Source organism: Streptomyces canus, assembly GCF_030816965.1.
In the GTDB taxonomy this organism is placed as follows: domain Bacteria; phylum Actinomycetota; class Actinomycetes; order Streptomycetales; family Streptomycetaceae; genus Streptomyces; species Streptomyces canus_E.
This window is the reverse complement of the sequence record NZ_JAUSYQ010000002.1, coordinates 1,647,192-1,662,503: the sequence shown is the minus strand read 5'-3', so window position 1 is coordinate 1,662,503 and position 15,312 is coordinate 1,647,192. Positions and strand designations below refer to the sequence as shown.

Annotated in this window: 17 protein-coding genes; 8 read left to right on the top strand and 9 right to left on the bottom strand. The window is 70.5% G+C overall.

The genetic code is table 11. The features are described 5' to 3' along the window. Window positions 1-172: 172 nt before the first annotated feature. A complete protein-coding gene (locus QF027_RS08685) occupies window positions 173-367 on the bottom strand; it encodes a DUF5999 family protein (protein WP_057610513.1) in 195 nt (64 codons plus the stop codon). 389 nt (window positions 368-756) lie between these two features. Then, window positions 757-1,323 carry a hypothetical protein gene (locus tag QF027_RS08680; protein ID WP_306984499.1) on the bottom strand — a complete coding sequence of 189 codons (567 nt, stop codon included), beginning with the start codon at window positions 1,321-1,323 and terminating at the stop codon, window positions 757-759. 519 nt (window positions 1,324-1,842) lie between these two features. Here QF027_RS08680 and QF027_RS08675 point away from each other — a divergent pair. Continuing rightward, entirely contained in the window at window positions 1,843-3,360 is a 1,518-nt protein-coding gene (locus QF027_RS08675; RefSeq protein WP_307073794.1) for a glutamate-cysteine ligase family protein, read from the top strand. Window positions 3,361-3,381: 21 nt separating this feature from the next. Here the strand turns inward: QF027_RS08675 and QF027_RS08670 are convergent, their stop codons facing one another. Then, window positions 3,382-5,163, bottom strand: a complete 1,782-nt coding sequence (locus tag QF027_RS08670) for a substrate-binding and VWA domain-containing protein (RefSeq protein ID WP_307073792.1) — start codon at window positions 5,161-5,163, stop codon at window positions 3,382-3,384. A gap of 187 nt (window positions 5,164-5,350) precedes the next feature. On the opposite strand from QF027_RS08670, the gene QF027_RS08665 reads away from it, so the two are divergent. Continuing rightward, window positions 5,351-6,151, top strand: a complete 801-nt coding sequence (locus QF027_RS08665; RefSeq protein ID WP_306984506.1) for a CPBP family intramembrane glutamic endopeptidase — start codon at window positions 5,351-5,353, stop codon at window positions 6,149-6,151. Here the strand turns inward: QF027_RS08665 and QF027_RS08660 are convergent, their stop codons facing one another. After that, window positions 6,152-6,964: a PhzF family phenazine biosynthesis protein gene (locus tag QF027_RS08660; protein WP_307073790.1), complete on the bottom strand. Its 813-nt coding sequence runs from the start codon at window positions 6,962-6,964 to the stop codon at window positions 6,152-6,154. It abuts the gene before it with no gap. Between the two features lie 579 nt (window positions 6,965-7,543). Here QF027_RS08660 and QF027_RS08655 point away from each other — a divergent pair. Further along, window positions 7,544-8,434, top strand: coding sequence for an alpha/beta hydrolase (locus QF027_RS08655; protein WP_306984510.1), 891 nt, complete (start codon window positions 7,544-7,546; stop codon window positions 8,432-8,434). A gap of 14 nt (window positions 8,435-8,448) precedes the next feature. On the opposite strand, the gene QF027_RS08650 is transcribed toward QF027_RS08655, so the two are convergent. After that, a complete protein-coding gene (locus QF027_RS08650) occupies window positions 8,449-8,874 on the bottom strand; it encodes a nuclear transport factor 2 family protein (RefSeq protein WP_306984512.1) in 426 nt (141 codons plus the stop codon). Between the two features lie 193 nt (window positions 8,875-9,067). Here QF027_RS08650 and QF027_RS08645 point away from each other — a divergent pair, with 193 nt between their 5' ends. Both QF027_RS08645 and QF027_RS08640 read left to right on the top strand, forming a co-directional pair. Next, window positions 9,068-9,439 (top strand): TetR/AcrR family transcriptional regulator, encoded by a 372-nt coding sequence (locus tag QF027_RS08645; protein ID WP_307073787.1) that lies wholly within the window; start codon window positions 9,068-9,070, stop codon window positions 9,437-9,439. Between the two features lie 226 nt (window positions 9,440-9,665). Beyond that, window positions 9,666-10,289, top strand: a complete 624-nt coding sequence (locus QF027_RS08640; protein ID WP_306984516.1) for a PadR family transcriptional regulator — start codon at window positions 9,666-9,668, stop codon at window positions 10,287-10,289. A gap of 104 nt (window positions 10,290-10,393) precedes the next feature. Here QF027_RS08640 and QF027_RS08635 read toward each other — a convergent pair whose 3' ends face one another. Next, window positions 10,394-10,822 (bottom strand): type II toxin-antitoxin system Rv0910 family toxin, encoded by a 429-nt coding sequence (locus tag QF027_RS08635; RefSeq protein WP_306984518.1) that lies wholly within the window; start codon window positions 10,820-10,822, stop codon window positions 10,394-10,396. Window positions 10,823-10,921: 99 nt separating this feature from the next. Beyond that, window positions 10,922-11,110: a hypothetical protein gene (locus QF027_RS08630; protein ID WP_307073784.1), complete on the bottom strand. Its 189-nt coding sequence runs from the start codon at window positions 11,108-11,110 to the stop codon at window positions 10,922-10,924. A gap of 123 nt (window positions 11,111-11,233) precedes the next feature. Here QF027_RS08630 and QF027_RS08625 point away from each other — a divergent pair, with 123 nt between their 5' ends. The 3 genes from QF027_RS08625 (at window position 11,234) to QF027_RS08615 (ending at window position 13,951) form a co-directional block, all read left to right on the top strand. Further along, window positions 11,234-11,800, top strand: coding sequence for a Clp protease N-terminal domain-containing protein (locus QF027_RS08625; RefSeq protein ID WP_306984521.1), 567 nt, complete (start codon window positions 11,234-11,236; stop codon window positions 11,798-11,800). Window positions 11,801-11,852: 52 nt separating this feature from the next. Next, on the top strand, window positions 11,853-12,848 hold the full coding sequence (locus tag QF027_RS08620) for an EamA family transporter (protein ID WP_306984523.1): 996 nt from the start codon (window positions 11,853-11,855) through the stop codon (window positions 12,846-12,848). Between the two features lie 191 nt (window positions 12,849-13,039). After that, the gene (locus QF027_RS08615) at window positions 13,040-13,951 is read left to right on the top strand and encodes a DMT family transporter (RefSeq protein ID WP_306984525.1); all 912 of its coding nucleotides are present in this window, start codon (window positions 13,040-13,042) and stop codon (window positions 13,949-13,951) included. Between the two features lie 39 nt (window positions 13,952-13,990). Here the strand turns inward: QF027_RS08615 and QF027_RS08610 are convergent, their stop codons facing one another. Beyond that, complete coding sequence (locus QF027_RS08610) at window positions 13,991-14,623, bottom strand: FMN-binding negative transcriptional regulator (protein WP_306984527.1); 633 nt, start codon at window positions 14,621-14,623, stop codon at window positions 13,991-13,993. Then, window positions 14,623-15,306, bottom strand: coding sequence for a pyridoxamine 5'-phosphate oxidase family protein (locus QF027_RS08605; protein WP_306984530.1), 684 nt, complete (start codon window positions 15,304-15,306; stop codon window positions 14,623-14,625). The genes QF027_RS08610 and QF027_RS08605 overlap by 1 nt, the downstream gene beginning before the upstream one ends. Window positions 15,307-15,312: the final 6 nt, after the last annotated feature.

The following is a 15,312-nucleotide window of genomic DNA, read 5'->3' as shown; positions in this document are numbered from 1 at the left end:
ACCTCCGCGTCAAAGCCTCGAAACTTCCAGGAGTCTTCCGGAAAAGTGGGCCCATACACAAGGCGTCACAGGGAGTGATCGCCGTGGGACATGCGTCGGGGCCGGTGCGCAGACAGTCGCTGCGAGCCGGCCCCTCAGATCTCCGGGCGGCAGGGCGGCCGCCCGGGCGTTTTCAGGCAGCCGCCACAGCGAGCGGGCGGTGCGGGGCGATGACCCGGCCGTCGGGCAGGAGCTCACCGGTGTCCTCGAAGAGCAGAACGCCGTTGCACAGCAGGCTCCAGCCCTGTTCCGGGTGGTGCGCCACGAGGCGGGCGGACTCCCGGTCGGCGGAGGCGGCGGTGGGACACGGTGGCTGGTGCTGGCACATTGGTGAGATCTTTCGCTGTGTTGTGGTCATGACGTCCCCCGTTGCGATAACTCAGTCGGAACCCAGTGTTGCCCTACGGGCGTCAATCCGCAGGTATTTCGCGTCACCACTTCTTCACAGGTTGGAGACGCGTCACCCGGCCGGGCGGTTCATCCCAACTGCACTGTCCCTTCGGATGGTTCGCAGTGGCCGGATAGGGCTAGTCCACCCGGAGTCAGACCCGAGTTCGGCTCGTCCGAGCAATTGTGCGCTCGTACGAGCAAATGGTCTTCTGTGTGATCCCTGGGGATTGTGTACGACCCTAATGGCACCGAAAACGGAGTCGTACCCCGCTACCCGGAATTCGGGGCGGGGTACGAGGGTGGTGAGCGATTCGCGCGGACGAGGATTCAGGCGGGCGAGCCCAGCAGCGGGGCCGGAGTCACCCGATGGGCCAGTACCGGGAGCAGTTCGGCTGCCCGGTGCGGGCGGTGGGCGGCGATCCCGGGTGGAGCCGGTGCCAGGGGGACGAGCAGGTCGGTGGCGGCGAGGCGGCCCGCGCCCGCGTCCGCCTCGCAGTCGCCGTGCAACCACAGCGCGAGCATGTACAGGCCCGGGATCGACAGCAGGCGCGGTTGGTACGGCTGCTGCATCACCTCCGCCTGACGCAGTGCCCGCTCGGTGGACGCGATGTAGGGGCCCTCGAAGAAGTGCGAGAACGCCCAGCCGTCCGGGGTCAGCATGGTCTCGGCCGCGGCCACCGAGCGATCGCCGCAGCGGATCAGGAAACGCCACCCGGCCAGCCGGGTGGCGGTGCCGTCCAGGACGTGCACGGGTAGGGGGAGCTCGGGTGTGACGGGTCCCTGGGCGCGGAGCAGGGAGGGAGTCCGGGCCTCGCGGACCGCGGTGGGCGAGGCGAGTGCGGTGAGGACGGAGCGAAGTGCTGGGGCGGGAGCCGGGAGGACATGCAGCGGCATGGTGGGTCGCCTCTCATTCGACAGGCACGGTGGCGCGAGGGCGGGGGCGGACGGCGCTGTCAGCTCACGAAGGTCAGAGAGGCGGGGGCCGGGGTCCGGTGACGCGGTTGCGGACTGCTGTACGTCACCTGACGGCAGGATCCAGGACCGCGGGTGCCAACCCTCTGCCTTGTTCGCGAAGTTTATACGACATGTGTTCAGACAGTGTTTCGTCTAGCCGCTTCCGTCGCGCGGGGCAAGGGGCCATTCGGTCGGCGATACGCGAGAATGATCCCGATACCGTGACTCTTCGCGGCGGTGACCTCGGGAAATGGTCAGGAAGTGGTCGGCCAATTCTCGTCGGCGTTTTTCACGAGTTCTTCGGGGCACTCGAAACTGCTGAGTGCGCCATGCCGAGTGAATGTGCCACCGGTCACTTCCGACAGGGTAGCGCGCTCGGGCCCGACGCGGGACGTTACCGATCGTTCCGGCTGGGCATCATCCCACCTGACTCATGACGCATCGAGGAGGGACCCTCCGATGGGGGAGAAGGTCGTGGCAGGCGGGTTCGACCTGTCCGATCGCCAGCGCTACCGCGACAAGCTCCGCAGGTGTCTGACGGGGCTGGAGCGGCTCCTGGCGGAGCAGCGGTTCGATCGTCCCCAGAACCTGATGGGGCTGGAGATCGAATTGAATCTGGTCGGCACCGACGGTATGCCGAGAATGTTGAATGGAGAGGTCCTCGAACGCATCGCAAGCCGAGATTTCCAAACAGAACTCGCCATGTTCAACCTGGAAGTCAACATAGCCCCCCACAGGCTGGCCGGCAGGGTATTCGACCGGCTCGCCGAGGAACTGCGGACCTCGCTGGCGTACGCCGACCGTAAAGCGGGCGAGGTCGACGCGGGAATCGTGATGATCGGCATCCTGCCCACCCTCGACCGGGACGACCTGGTCTCCTCCAACCTGTCCGACGTCGACCGCTACACCCTGCTCAACGACCAGATCGTGGCCGCCCGCGGTGAGGACTTCGTCGTCGACATCGACGGGGTGGAACGCCTCACCTGCACCTCGAAGTCGATCGCCCCGGAGGCCGCCTGCACCTCCGTGCAACTGCACCTCCAGGTCACGCCGGGACGCTTCGCCGACGTGTGGAACGCCGCGCAGGCGGTGGCCGGCGTGCAGATAGCCGTCGGTGCCAACTCGCCCTTCCTCTTCGGGCGTGAGCTGTGGTGCGAGTCCCGTCCGCCGCTCTTCCAGCAGTCCACGGACACCCGCCCGCCGGAGCTGCAGGCCCAGGGGGTGCGGCCGCGCACGTGGTTCGGGGAGCGGTGGATCTCCTCGGCGTACGACCTCTTCGAGGAGAACCTGCGCTACTTCCCGGCCCTGCTGCCGATCTGCGACGAGGAGGACCCGCTGGAGGTCCTCGACCAGGGCGGGGTGCCCTCCCTCGCCGAACTCGTCCTGCACAACGGCACGGTGTACCGCTGGAACCGGCCCGTCTACGACATCGCCGACGGCGTCCCGCACCTGCGCGTCGAGAACCGCGTGCTGCCCGCCGGTCCCACCATCACGGACGTCATCGCCAACGCGGCCTTCTACTACGGCCTCGTCCGCGCCCTCGCCGAGGAGCCGCGGCCGGTGTGGACCAGGCTGCCCTTCGAGGCGGCCACGGCCAACTTCGACGCGGCCTGCCGGTACGGCATCGACGCGCGCATGGTCTGGCCCCGGCGCGGTCGCTACGGCGGCACGGTCGAGGTCGACGCGGTGACCCTCGTACGCGACGAACTGCTGCCGCTCGCCGATGCGGGCCTCGCCGGGTGGGGCGTCGAGCCCGCCGACCGGGACCTCTACCTCGGGGTGATCGAGGAGCGGTGCCGACGCCGGGTCAACGGGGCCTCCTGGCAGACGGCGACGTTCCACCGGGCACTGGAGGCGGGACTGTCGCGGGACGCGGCACTGGCGGCCACAACACGGCGGTACGGCCAGCTGATGCACCAGGGGGAGCCGGTGCACACCTGGCCGGTGGGGCTGCCGGAGCCGGTGCCGCTGGGGTGAGGGCCTGGGCGACGCGCGGAGTCAGTCGCTGACGCTGCCGCCCTGGGCACCCGCGGCCACGATCGCCTTCAGGATCACCGTGTGGATCTGGGAGGGGTCGTTGACCTGTTGGCCGGAGCCGCCGGTGGCCTCGGCGAGCTGCTCGGCCTCCGCGCGGTCGGCGTCGGGGCCCACCGCGATCACGATCAGGGGGACCGGGCGCTCAGGGCTGGAGAGTTTCTCCAGTTCGGAGACCAACGCTCCGCGCGAGATGCTGCCGGGATCCTGGTTGACGCCGTCGGTCAGGACGACCAGCGCGTTGAACTTCCCCTCGGCGTAGGAGGAGGTCGCCGCCTTGTACGCGGCGAGCGTGGTGTCGTACAGCCCCGTCGCTCCGCCCGGCACCGGCTCCAGGCCGCCGAACGCCGCCGACAGCCGCTCTCGTTGGGTGCCGGCCCCGTCCGCGCTGTCGCCCAGACGGTCCGTCGGTACCAGGACCTTGTAGTCCTTGTCGCCGTCGAGCTTGGTGGAGAACTTCCACAGGCCGATCTCGTCCTCCTGGGTGAAGGTCGCGAGGGCCTGGAGGAGGGACGCCTTGGTGACGTCCATCCGGGAGCGGCCGGTGCCCGGCACGGCCTCCGACATGGAGGAGGACGCGTCCACGACCGTGGTGATCCGCGCACTCTGCACGGTGATCGTCCAGGTTCCGAGGGCCTCCTGGAGCGCCGCCGCAGAGGCGGGCTCGCCTGCGGGCTCCGCGTACGGCTGCGGCACCTCACCACCGGCCTTCGCGACCAGCGTCTTCGACACCTGGTCGTCGGAGGTGCGGAACCCCCGGTCCGTCAGCAGCTGTTCCTGCTCGGGCTTGCGCAGGTATGTCATGAAGCGGATCGCCGCGCGGCTCTCGTCGGTGGTCAGTCGTGTCTCGTCGACCAGCGCGTAGGGGTAGTCCAGCCGCGGTGAGCCGTCCTTGGGGTAGAAGAAGTCCAGACTGTCCCCGGACTCCGTCGAGGAGTTGTGGGCGAAGGCCGCCTGCTCGGACAGGACCAGCGCCTGATTGCGCTTCGGATTGCCCTGCTCGGTGCCCGAGGAGTCCCGCGGCAGCGTCTCCACCAGCTGGCCGTCGCTGTCGGAGATGCGCTGAGAGAGGGCCTTCATCATGGCCGCGGCCCGCGTCTCCCCGCTCGCGACCGCGCCCGCCGCACTCGTGAGCCGGGCGAGGGCGAGCAGCCCGGTCGCGCTGCGTGCGGGGTCGGCGGCGCCCAGCTTGAGGGAGTCGTCCTGCAGGGTGGCGCCCGCCAGTTCGAGCCAGTCGTACGTCTTCTTCGGCCAGCCCAGCGACTTCGCGGCGGTCGGCACCATCGCCATGCCGACCGGGCTGGAGGCCACGTTGCCGACCCGGGCCACCTCCGTCGCGTCGCCGTCCGCGGAGATCTGCTCCACCCACACGTCCGAGTCCGGCACCCACACCTGCACGCCGGGGTCCTTACCGGCCGCGAGCGTGTCCCTGACCTTGTACGACTCGCGCGCGGTCACCGTGATGTCGACGCAGCGCCCGTCGGAGGTGAGGTTCTCGTCGCGGGCCCGCTCGGCAGCGCTGCGCAGGGCGGGGGCGACGTCGGGGGAGGCGGCGAGCTTGAGCCGTACCGCCTCGTCACGGCAGGAGGGGCCGAAGGAGAGCAGACCGCCCTGGACGGCGGCGGCCGTCCCGCCGGCGACGGTCAGGACGAGGACCGTCGCGATGGCCACGGTACGGCGGCGCGCGCGTGGGCGGGGGTCGCTGCCGCCCGCCCCATACTGATCGGGCAAGCTGTGACGTCCCATGGCGGTGGTGCCCTCCCCTGTCGATTTCCGTGCCGGCACGGCCGTAAACGGCAGGAAAGAGGGAGGCACGCCCCCGTACGGCGTCCGTCCCCCCGACGGCCTTGCGCACGATCTTCGTCACTTCTTTCGAAGGACCCTAGCGGGGTGGGGAGGGGGATGAGGCTGGATTACTCAACTGGAGGCAGGTGTGCAGGCGGAGGAAGGGGCAGTGGCCGATTCGTTTCCGCAGAAGGCGCTCTCACGGAGGTTTTTCCGTGACGAGACGCTGCTCGTTCTGGGGCTTTCGCTCGGTGCGAGTGGTGTGTCCGCGCTGATCAGTTTTGTCGGATCGGTCACCAAACCAGGGGGTCTCAAGGACCAGGCGGCGACCCTCAACGCCTCGGCCGCGCCGGGCCGTCCCTGGCTGGATCTCGCCTGGCAGCTCTTCGGGATCGCGTCGGCCCTGGTGCCCGTGCTGCTCGTCGCGCACCTCCTGCTGCGCGAGGGGCAGAGCCTCAGAACTCTCGGCTTCGACCGCACCCGGCCCGGGCCCGACCTCGCCCGCGGGGCAGGGATCGCGGCCGTGATCGGCAGCACCGGCATCGCCTTCTATCTGGCCGCGCGTGGTCTGGGCTTCAACCTCACCGTGGTGCCCGAGGCGCTGCCGGACGTGTGGTGGAAGTACCCCGTGCTGATCCTCTCGGCGATGCAGAACGCGATCCTCGAAGAGGTGATCGTCGTCGGCTATCTGCTGCGCCGGCTCCACCAGTTGGGCTGGACCCCGGGCACCGCGCTGGTGGCCAGTTCCGTACTGCGCGGTAGCTACCACCTCTACCAGGGCATCGGCGGCTTCATCGGCAACATGGTGATGGGCGTGGTGTTCGTCTACCTGTACCGCCGGTGGGGGCGCGTGGGGCCCCTGGTGGTGGCGCATTCCCTGCTCGACATCGGGGCGTTCGTGGGCTACGCGCTCCTCGCCGGGAAGGTGGGCTGGCTGCCGACCGCGTGATCAGGCGAGCAGCTCGCCCTCGATGACCGTGACCGCATGGCCCGTCAGCAGCGTGCGCCCGCCGCGCAGCGCGGTGCGGACCCGGCCGGAGCGGGGCGAGGCCTGCAGTCCGGTGAGATCGGTGCGACCGAGACGCTGCGACCAGTAGGGGGCCAGAGCGGTGTGGGCGCTGCCGGTGACCGGGTCCTCGTCGATGCCGACGTTCGGGAAGAAGCAGCGGGAGACGAAGTCGTAGCCCAGGTCCGGGTTCTCGGCGCGGGCGGTGGCGATGACACCGCGCTCCGAACAGGCGGCCAGGGCCTTGAGGTCGGGGCGCAGGGCGTGGACGGTTTTCTCGTCGGCCAGTTCGAGCAGCAGGTCACCGATGTTCGGGCCGGTGTCGAAGGCGCTGAGCGGCTCGGCTCCCAGCGCCTCGGTGACCCCCTCGGGAAGTTCGACCGGGGTCAGCGGGGCCGTCGGGAAGTCCAGGGTGATCGAGCCGTCCTCGCCCGGTGTCGCGATGAGGACACCGCTGCGGGTGGCGAACCGCACCGGGCCCTCGTGGGCACCCGTGCTGTACAGGACGTGGGCCGTGGCGAGCGTCGCGTGGCCGCACATGTTCACCTCGGTGGCGGGCGTGAACCAACGCAGCGCCCAGTCGGCCTCGCCGTCCCCGGGGAGCCGGTGGGCGAAGGCCGTCTCGGCGTGGTTGACCTCCAGGGCGATGTTCTGTAGCCGGCTGTCGTCCGGGAAGGCGTCGTCCAGGAGCAGGACGCCGGCCGGATTGCCGGTGAAGGGGCGGGCGGTGAAGGCGTCGACGATTCGGATGCGCATGGCCCGACGGTACGAGGTGATCCTGCGGCCTGGACAAGGCCAATTCGGGGTCGCTGGACCGTTTTCCGTGCTGAACGCGGAGGTCCTCGTGATCGGCGGTCGGCGGCTGCGCGGGCGCCGCGGCGGCCAACCGCCTGTCGTGGCGCGACGACGTACGGTGACGCCGATCAGCCCGCGCCCGACCTTCGGCGGGCGGATCGAGCGTGTCCGGCCGGTCGTCGAGACACCGAGGTCCTCGTGATCGGCGGTCTGCGGCTGCGCGGGCCTCGCGGTGGCCAACCGCCTGACGCGCTGATCAACTGACGCACCCGGGCCTCGGCGGGCGGATCGAGCTGTCCGGCTGGTCGTCGGACACCGTGACCCGGACCGACGCGGCCGGGCGCGGTGTGACACCGGCGAGTGGCGGCACGGTCGGCTGCCGCTCGACGTGCCTGCCCCGGACGCCGTCCTGGTGAGCGACGGCGGCGTCGAGCAGGCCGCGCCGCGGGAGAGTCTCCCTCTGCCCATTGCGCTCTCGGTGGTGAGCCTCCATTATCAGGAATCCTGTTACTTTAATCTTGTAGCGATGGGTGTTCAGCCATGCCGTTCAGTCCCGGAATCCAGGCCAGAGGGGTCCAGCTCCTGCTCGGTCGCGTGATGTCACGCGTGCACAAGGACCTGCGCTTCACCGACGTCCCGGCGCGTACCGAGAACCTCCGGGTGGAGACCGGTGCCGGACCGGTGGCGTGCACCGTCTACCGTCCGCCGGTCACCACGGACACCCCCGCCCCCGTGTACGTCAACTTCCACGGCGGCGGGTTCGTGGTCGCCCGGCCCGAGCAGGACGACCACATCTGCCGTTACATAGCCGCCACGGCCGGTTGCGTCGTGATCAACGTCGACTACGCGGTCGCGCCGCAGCGGCCGTTCCCCACACCCGTCACCCAGGCCTACGACGTCACCGCGTGGGTCGCCGGGAACGGCGCCGCCGGTGGCTGGGACGGTTCGCGGCTCGCCGTGGGCGGACACAGTGCCGGGGCCAACCTGACCGCCGCGGTCTGCCGCCTGGCCAGGGAACGCGGCACCTTCTCGCCCCGGCTCCAGATCCTCGACTCGGCACCGCTGGACCAGGTCGCCGATCCGGCCACCAAGCGGTCCCTCGTCGCCAAGCCGCTGCTCACTCCCCAGCTCATGCGGATCTTCACCGCAGCCTATGTCCCCGATCCCGCCGACCGCGCCCGCCCCCTCGCCTCGCCCGCTCTCGCCGACGACCTCGCGGGTCTTCCTCCCGCCCTGGTCATCACCGCGGAGAACGACCGCCTGCGCGACGAGGGGGACGCCTACGCCAAGGCTCTGGAGGCCGCCGGCGTCCCGGTCACCCACCGCGTCTTCGAGGGCGTCGACCACTACTTCACCCACACCGGCCCGGTACCGGCCGGAAAGGAGGCCATCGACCTGATGGCCACCGCGTTGCGCGACGCCTTGAGGTGAGCTTCCCGTCCCTTTCAGGCTCTGGCGGCGGCGACTCCTGAGCCGTCCATGTAGTCACGGACTCGCGCGATCAGTCCCTTGCGGACCTGGAGTATCAGGAGGCCCGGGACGGTGAAGGTGGCGGCCTTGGCCGGCAGCGTTCCCACCACGACATGCTCGGCGATGATCACTTCCGGATCGGCGGTCTCGTAGGCCGCGATCCTCCTGACCTCCTGCACCTGGGCGGGCCCGGCGCCCCAGGCCGCCCGGTATCCCGCGCGCACGGCCTCGCGCCCCTCGAAGCGCGAGGGGAAACCGGGCGAGGTGAACGGGAACTCGTGCACCGCGTCCGTGGCGTAAAGATCAGCGAGATCGTCCGGGGACTTGTCGAGCATGGCTTGGTAATAGCAGGTCAGCACCTCGTGCGGGGTGCGGACAGCAGATGCGCCCAGATGCGACATGGCAGTTGTTCCATTCGCTCAACACTTGTTGACCCACTCACCCTAGGGTGCGGCCAGTAGTTCGGTCAACGGTTGTAGAGTGAATCGGTTTCGACTCCTCGCCAGCCCCGTGCCGACCGTCGCCGAGCGACCGAGGTGTGCATCCTCGACCGTGTAGTACTTCGGCTCGAAGCGGGAGCTGTTCAGTCAGGCCGTGCAGGTGCTCCCCGCGCCGCTGACGGCCACTGATGCCGAGGCGCCGGCGGATCAGTTGCTGGCCTCGCTCGGCCTCAAGCTCGGCGGTCTCCCTGAAGGCACGCTGGCGGTGATGCGGTCCATGCTCACCGACCAGGCGGCAGCCGATCACATCCGTCTCGCTCTCGGCCGGCAGATCGCCGGCGTCGGTGCCGCCCTGCCCGCCGGCGAGGACCCCGAACTACGTGCCGCACTGGTTGTCACCGCCTTGCTGGGTGTCACCATCGGCCATCAACTCCTCGGCCTGGCCTCGCTTCGTGAGGCCCCTGCCGATCGCATCGCCACGATGCTCCGCCCGGCCGTCAAAGCCTTGGTGGAACCGCCGGAGTGAACGCGACGCCGCTGATGTTCGGTACGTGAAGGGTGGCGTCCGTGATCCCTGAGAGCAGGCACGCCGTGTTCGGGACCGTTGCCGGGTCGTGCAGACGCCGTGGGTGCCGGTAACGAGAGAGGTCGCTGCACACCATCCCGCCTTACCGAAGGGTCTTGCCATGCGATCGGTTCCGATATATCGTTGAAGCATCGCGACAGATCAACGATGGAATGGAGTGATTGCGATGCGTTCCCACGGATTCGAGCGTGGACATGGTGGAGCCGGTCGTCGGGGCCGTGGTGGCCCCGAGAGCCTGCGAGCCGCCTTCGGGCCCTTCGGTCCTGGCGGTCCCGGTGGCCCCGGCTTCGGAGGGCCGGGCTTCGGCCCCGGGCCCTGGGGGCCGAGGGGTCGGGGCGGACCCAGGGGGAGGGCGCGGCGCGGTGACGTGCGGGCCTCGATCCTGGCCCTGCTCAAGGACCGGCCCATGCACGGTTACGAGATGATCCAGGAGATCGCCGAGCGCAGTGGCGGGGCGTGGAAGCCCAGCCCCGGCTCGGTGTACCCCACCCTCCAGCTGCTGGAGGACGAGGGGCTGATCGCCAATGAGACCGAGGGCGGCAAGAAGCTGTTCGCCCTCACCGAGGCGGGCCGTACCGCGGCCGACGAGGGCCCCGACGCGCCGTGGGAGGAAGCTTCCCGTGGCATCGACTTCGAGGCGCTCGGCGAGATCCGGCAGGCCGGCTTCGGTCTGATGGAGGCCTTCGGCCAGGTCTGGAAGACCGGCAGCAAGGAACAGCGCGAGAAGGCGCTGGCCGTCATCAACGAGGCCCGCAAGAAGCTGTACCTCATCCTCGCAGACGAGGACTGAGGCGAGGGCTGAGACGAGGCCTGCGCAGTCGTACGGCGATCAGAGGGCGCCCCGTGGAGAGATCCGCGGGGCGCCCTCCTGCGGGCGGCGCACATGTGCAGCGCTCACTCCACCAGTCCGGCCAGCTTCCGCAGCGACTCGTTCAAGGCGGCGGTCCCCGAGTCCTTCAGTTTGCCCGCCATCAGCGAGACGGCGGCGCCCGTGAACTCGCCGTCGATGCGGACCGTCGTGGCGTCGCCGTCGGGGGTCAGGGTGTAGCGCGTGGCGACGCTCACCGCCATCGGGCCCTTGCCCCGGATGGCGAACAGCCGGGCCGGCTCCACCTGGTCGATGGTCCACTCCACCTCGGCGGGGAAGCCCATCAGCTTCATGTTCTCCTGGAAGGTTCCGCCCGGTTCGAGAACCGTCGGGCCGCCCTTGGGGAAGCTGGTGTGGGTCGCGTTCCACTCCCCGTACGCGGACCAGTCGGTGAGCTGGGCCCAGACCTTCTCCGCGGGTGCCGAGATGCGTGCCTCCGCGCTGATTTCCGCCATGCGGCCACCTCTTCGTGTCGGGCTGTGGTGTCGCGGAAAGTAGCCGCAAGGGGCGCAACATTCAATACTGATGAACCGTCAGAAGGCGTGGAGGCGCGTTCAGCCCACCTGCCGTATCACCGCCGCGTCGAAGAGGCCCCACGCGCGCGAACGCGCTCTCGCCGTGGTACTGCCCCGCACTTCCCGGAACAGGTCGGCGAGCAGCGCGTCCCCCGGGGCGTACACCCGGTACCCGTACTGCTTGCCGTCCACGGCCGGCAGCGCCACCAGCCGGCTCCTGCGCTTCATGCCTGGCGGCTTGATCTCATCCGTAAGGAGGAGATTCCGGCTGCGGGATCCGCTCTCCGTGGGACGCGAAGATGCTTCCCCTCGGGGATGACCCGATGGGGTGGGGCTGATGGGATGGGGGATGTGCACCCCCGTATCCCCCGGCAGTCGGCCCGCGAACAGAGCGGCCCGCCGCCGGTCAGTCCGGACGGCGCTGTCAGGCTCAGCGCGGAACTGACAGCGGTGGTGTTCGGTGCCCGCAGGCGCGCGCTGAGGGACGGGGACCGGCAGATCGACACGGCCCATCTGCTGCACTCACTGCTGGACGCCGACGCCGAGGCGTACGCCGTCTTCGACGCGGAACCGCAGTTGCCGAGGCTCCTCGGTTATCTCGTGCAGCGCAGCATCGGCTACGGACTGCGCTGGCAGGGCACCATCGAGGACTCCGGCGCCGTCCCCGCGGTGACGACGGCCGAGGGCTTGTCGCCGCTCGCCGCGGGCGCGATGGAACACGCCTGCGCCCGGGCCGAGCACCGCGCCGACGGGCCCGCCCGCGGGATCGATCTGCTCGCGGCGATCCTGGTGGACCCCGAGTCCCGGGCCGTCGAGGTGCTGACCCGGGCGGGAATCGACGCCGGTGCCGTGTATGCGCGGATCGACGACCGTCTGCCCGGAGAGCTGCGGGGCGGCCCGCCACGGTCCAGCCGCTGAGACAGGAGTCATCGGGGGTGACGCTCATGTCCTGCCCTGTCATCATGGGCCGGTGCATACGTCTGAGAGCAGCAGGGCCAGTGAGGGCAAGGGCGTCGGACTCGGTCTCGCGCTGGTGTCTGCGCTCGCCTTCGGCGGATCCGGGGTGGCGGCCAAACCGTTGATCGAGGCGGGTCTCGATCCGCTGCACGTGGTGTGGCTGCGGGTGGCGGGCGCCGCCCTGGTGATGCTGCCGCTCGCCGTCCGCCACCGCGCGCTGCTGCGCAGCCGTCCCGCCCTGCTCGCCGGCTTCGGGCTGCTCGGCGTGGCCGGAGTGCAGGCCTTCTACTTCGCCTCGATCTCCCGCATCCCCGTCGGTGTCGCCCTGCTCGTCGAGTACCTCGCCCCTGCCCTGGTGCTCGGCTGGGTGCGGTTCGTGCAGCGACGGCCCGTCACCCGCGCCGCCGCGCTCGGCGTGGTCCTCGCGGTCGGCGGTCTCGCGTGTGTCGTCGAGGTCTGGTCGGGTCTGAGCTTCGACGCCCTCGGCCTGCTCCTCGCGCTCGGCGCCGCCTGCTGCCAGGTCGGCTACTTCGTCCTGTCCGACCAGGGAAGCGACTCCGGCGAGGTCCCCGACCCGCTCGGCGTGATCGCGTACGGCCTTCTCGTCGGGACCGCTGTCCTGACCGTCGTGGCCCGCCCCTGGACCATGGACTTCTCCGTCCTCGCGCAGCGCGCCGACATGAACGGCACTCCGGTCGCGGCCGGCCTGCTGCTCGGCTGGATCGTATTGATCGCCACCGTTCTCGCCTACGTCACCGGCGTGGTCTCGGTGCGCAGGCTCTCACCGGCGATAGCCGGGGTCGTGGCCTGTCTCGAAGCGGTCGTCGCGACCGTCCTCGCCTGGGTGCTGCTCGGCGAACACCTCTCGGCACCGCAGATCGTGGGCGGCGCGGTCGTCCTCCTCGGTGCCTTCATCGCGCAGTCCTCCACCCCGGCCAAGGGCTCCGTGGAACCGGTCGCGACCGGCGGCGCCGAAAGTCGGTTGTCCGCCCGGGAGAACGCCCCCTAGGCTCCGGCCCATGCACACGCAGACGTTCATCGTTTCTCCGCCGGCCGCCTGAGGCGGGCCCTCCGGAGACCACGCCCGGCCATGCCGCCGGGCTGAACGGTGCTGCCCGCAGACGAAGTCCGCGGACCCCGCCACCGAGCGGGCGTCCTCTTCCGAACTTCCGCGCCTCGGCGCATCTGCGGAGAGAACACGTGTCGCATGCTTCTTCAGGCCTGCCCGTCGGGCGAGGCCTCATCTACCTGATCGTCGCCGGTACCACCTGGGGCACCGCGGGAGCGGTCGCCTCGCTGACCTACCGGACCAGTGACCTGGGCCCGGTGTCCCTGTCCTTCTGGCGCTGCGCGGCCGGACTGGCGGTGCTGCTCGCCGTCCGTCTCGTAAGGCCACGCGCGCGTACGGCCGTCTCGGAACCGCTCGGCCGCAGGGCCCTGCGGGTCGGCGCGTCGGGCGTGGGTCTCGCGGTGTTCCAGACCGCCTACTTCGCGGCCGTACGGTCCACCGGGCTCGCCGTGGCCACCGTCGTCACCCTCGGCGCCGGCCCCGTGCTCATCGCGCTCGGGGCACGCCTCGCCCTGGGGGAGCGGCTCGGGCGCAGCGGAGTCGTCGCCGTCACCGGAGCCCTCGCCGGACTCGTGGTGCTGACGCTGGGCGGCGCGGAGGCTTCCGTGCGTCCCCTGGGCGTGCTGCTCGGGCTGCTCTCGGCGGCCGGCTGCTGTGTGATGACCCTGATCACGCGCGCGGCCCGGGCGGAGTCCTCCGGAACGTCCGTGGGAGTGTTCACGGTCGCCGGCCTCTGCCTGCTGCCCCTCGCGCAGGCTGAGGGCCTGGTCCCGCACACGGCCCAACCAGCCCTGCTGCTGGTCCTGCTGGTCTACTTGGCGACCGTCCCCACGGCTCTCGCCTACGCCCTCTACTTCGCGGCCGCCGCGGTCGTCCGCTCCACCACCGTCTCCGTGATCATGCTGCTCGAACCGGTGAGCGCGGCCGTGCTGGCCGTCGTGCTCTTCGGCGAGCGCCTGACTCCGACAACCATGGTCGGCACCTTGCTGATGCTGGGCGCGGTCGCGGGGCTCGCGGTGACGGAGGCGCGTGTGCCCGCCTGACGAACCGAGGGGGCCCTTCTGTCCGAAGGGCCCCCTCGCTCAGGCCCGCTGCCGCCGCAGCAGATGCTCGCGCGCCGCCGCGTCCCCGGGGCCGCCCCGGTCCGCCAGCCTGTCCGCGATCCGGTCCTGCACCTGAGCCGTCCGCTTGCCGGCGTACTTGAACTTCGCCCGCACACCGGTCACTTCGAGCCGCAGCCCGCGAATCCCCGACAGCTGCCTCCCGAACGGCACCTCGTCCGCCGCCACCCGCGCGGTGCCGCCCTCCGGCTGGAAGTGACGGACCTGGTGGTTCAGGAGCACGGCCTTCTCGGCCGGGTCGTCCACCACATGGGCCCGGCACCGCAGTTGGACCGCCGCGTAGAAGCTCGTGGGCGTGCCGTGTTCGGACGGTACGTCCGGGTCGGCCTGCCACGGACCCGGGACGTACGCGTAGTCGTCGACCACGCTCAGCACGACGTCCGGGCTCGCCTCCAGTGCGCCCCACAGCGGGTTGGGCCGCGCGAGGTGTGTCAGGGCCTCGCCCCGCGAGGGGTCGTAGGCGAAATGCAGCGGCTGGACGTACGGGGGCTCGCCCGCGGGACCGTTGACGGCGAGCTGCCCGAAGTCGTGGACGGAAAGCCACTGCTGCCACTCGGCGTCGTCGCGGGCCGCGTCCCAGGGATGGATCAGCATCACAGCACTGCCAGGTAGTCCGGGACCTCGGTGCCGGGGGCCAGGCCGGCGTCGGCGACCGGGGTGCCGTAGCCCTTGCGCAGCGGGACCACACCGGCCCAGTGGGGGAGGGCGAGGTCCTCGGGCTCGTCGTTGACCCCGCCGGTGCGGAGCTTGGCGGAGACCTCGTCGAGGTCGAGGCGGATGACGGCGGTGGCGGCCAGTTCCTTCTTGTTGGCGGGGCGGGAGTCGAGGGCGCGGCCCGGCACCACATGGTCGACCAGCGCGTCGAGGGCGAGGCGCATCTCCTCGGGGTCCGTGACGTCGTACGCGAGTCCGTGCACCACCACGGACCGGTAGTTGATCGAGTGGTGAAAGGCGGAGCGGGCCAGGATCAGCGCGTCGACGTGCGTGACCGTCAAGCAGACCGGCAGTCCCGGGTCGGCCTTGCCGGTCATCCGCAGCGGGCGCGAACCCGTCGAGCCGTGGACGTAGAGCCGCTCGCCCACCCGGCCGTACAGCGTGGGCAGGACCACCGGGGCGCCGTCCCGGACGAAGCCGAGGTGGCAGACGTAGCCCTCGTCGAGTATCGAGTGCACCAGTTCCCTGTCGTACGAGGCCCGGTTGGGTGAGCGCGTCGGGACGGTGCGGTCGGTCGGCGCGTAGGCGGTCGGCTCCGGCGTGGTCGCGGTGGTCCCCTGCATTGCGAT

Excerpts from the sequence above, each read along its gene's own strand:
- QF027_RS08660 (WP_307073790.1), bottom strand. The coding sequence starts at position 6,964 with ATGCGCATCCGAATCGTCGACGCCTTCACCGCCCGCCCCTTCACCGGC.
- QF027_RS08605 (WP_306984530.1), bottom strand. The coding sequence starts at position 15,306 with ATGCAGGGGACCACCGCGACCACGCCGGAGCCGACCGCCTACGCGCCG.
- QF027_RS08675 (WP_307073794.1), top strand. The coding sequence starts at position 1,843 with ATGGGGGAGAAGGTCGTGGCAGGCGGGTTCGACCTGTCCGATCGCCAG.
- QF027_RS08685 (WP_057610513.1), bottom strand. The coding sequence starts at position 367 with ATGTGCCAGCACCAGCCACCGTGTCCCACCGCCGCCTCCGCCGACCGG.
- QF027_RS08670 (WP_307073792.1), bottom strand. The coding sequence starts at position 5,163 with ATGGGACGTCACAGCTTGCCCGATCAGTATGGGGCGGGCGGCAGCGAC.
- QF027_RS08630 (WP_307073784.1), bottom strand. The coding sequence starts at position 11,110 with ATGAAGCGCAGGAGCCGGCTGGTGGCGCTGCCGGCCGTGGACGGCAAG.
- QF027_RS08610 (WP_306984527.1), bottom strand. The coding sequence starts at position 14,623 with ATGCTGATCCATCCCTGGGACGCGGCCCGCGACGACGCCGAGTGGCAG.
- QF027_RS08680 (WP_306984499.1), bottom strand. The coding sequence starts at position 1,323 with ATGCCGCTGCATGTCCTCCCGGCTCCCGCCCCAGCACTTCGCTCCGTC.
- QF027_RS08640 (WP_306984516.1), top strand. The coding sequence starts at position 9,666 with ATGCGTTCCCACGGATTCGAGCGTGGACATGGTGGAGCCGGTCGTCGG.
- QF027_RS08655 (WP_306984510.1), top strand. The coding sequence starts at position 7,544 with ATGCCGTTCAGTCCCGGAATCCAGGCCAGAGGGGTCCAGCTCCTGCTC.
- QF027_RS08635 (WP_306984518.1), bottom strand. The coding sequence starts at position 10,822 with ATGGCGGAAATCAGCGCGGAGGCACGCATCTCGGCACCCGCGGAGAAG.
- QF027_RS08650 (WP_306984512.1), bottom strand. The coding sequence starts at position 8,874 with ATGTCGCATCTGGGCGCATCTGCTGTCCGCACCCCGCACGAGGTGCTG.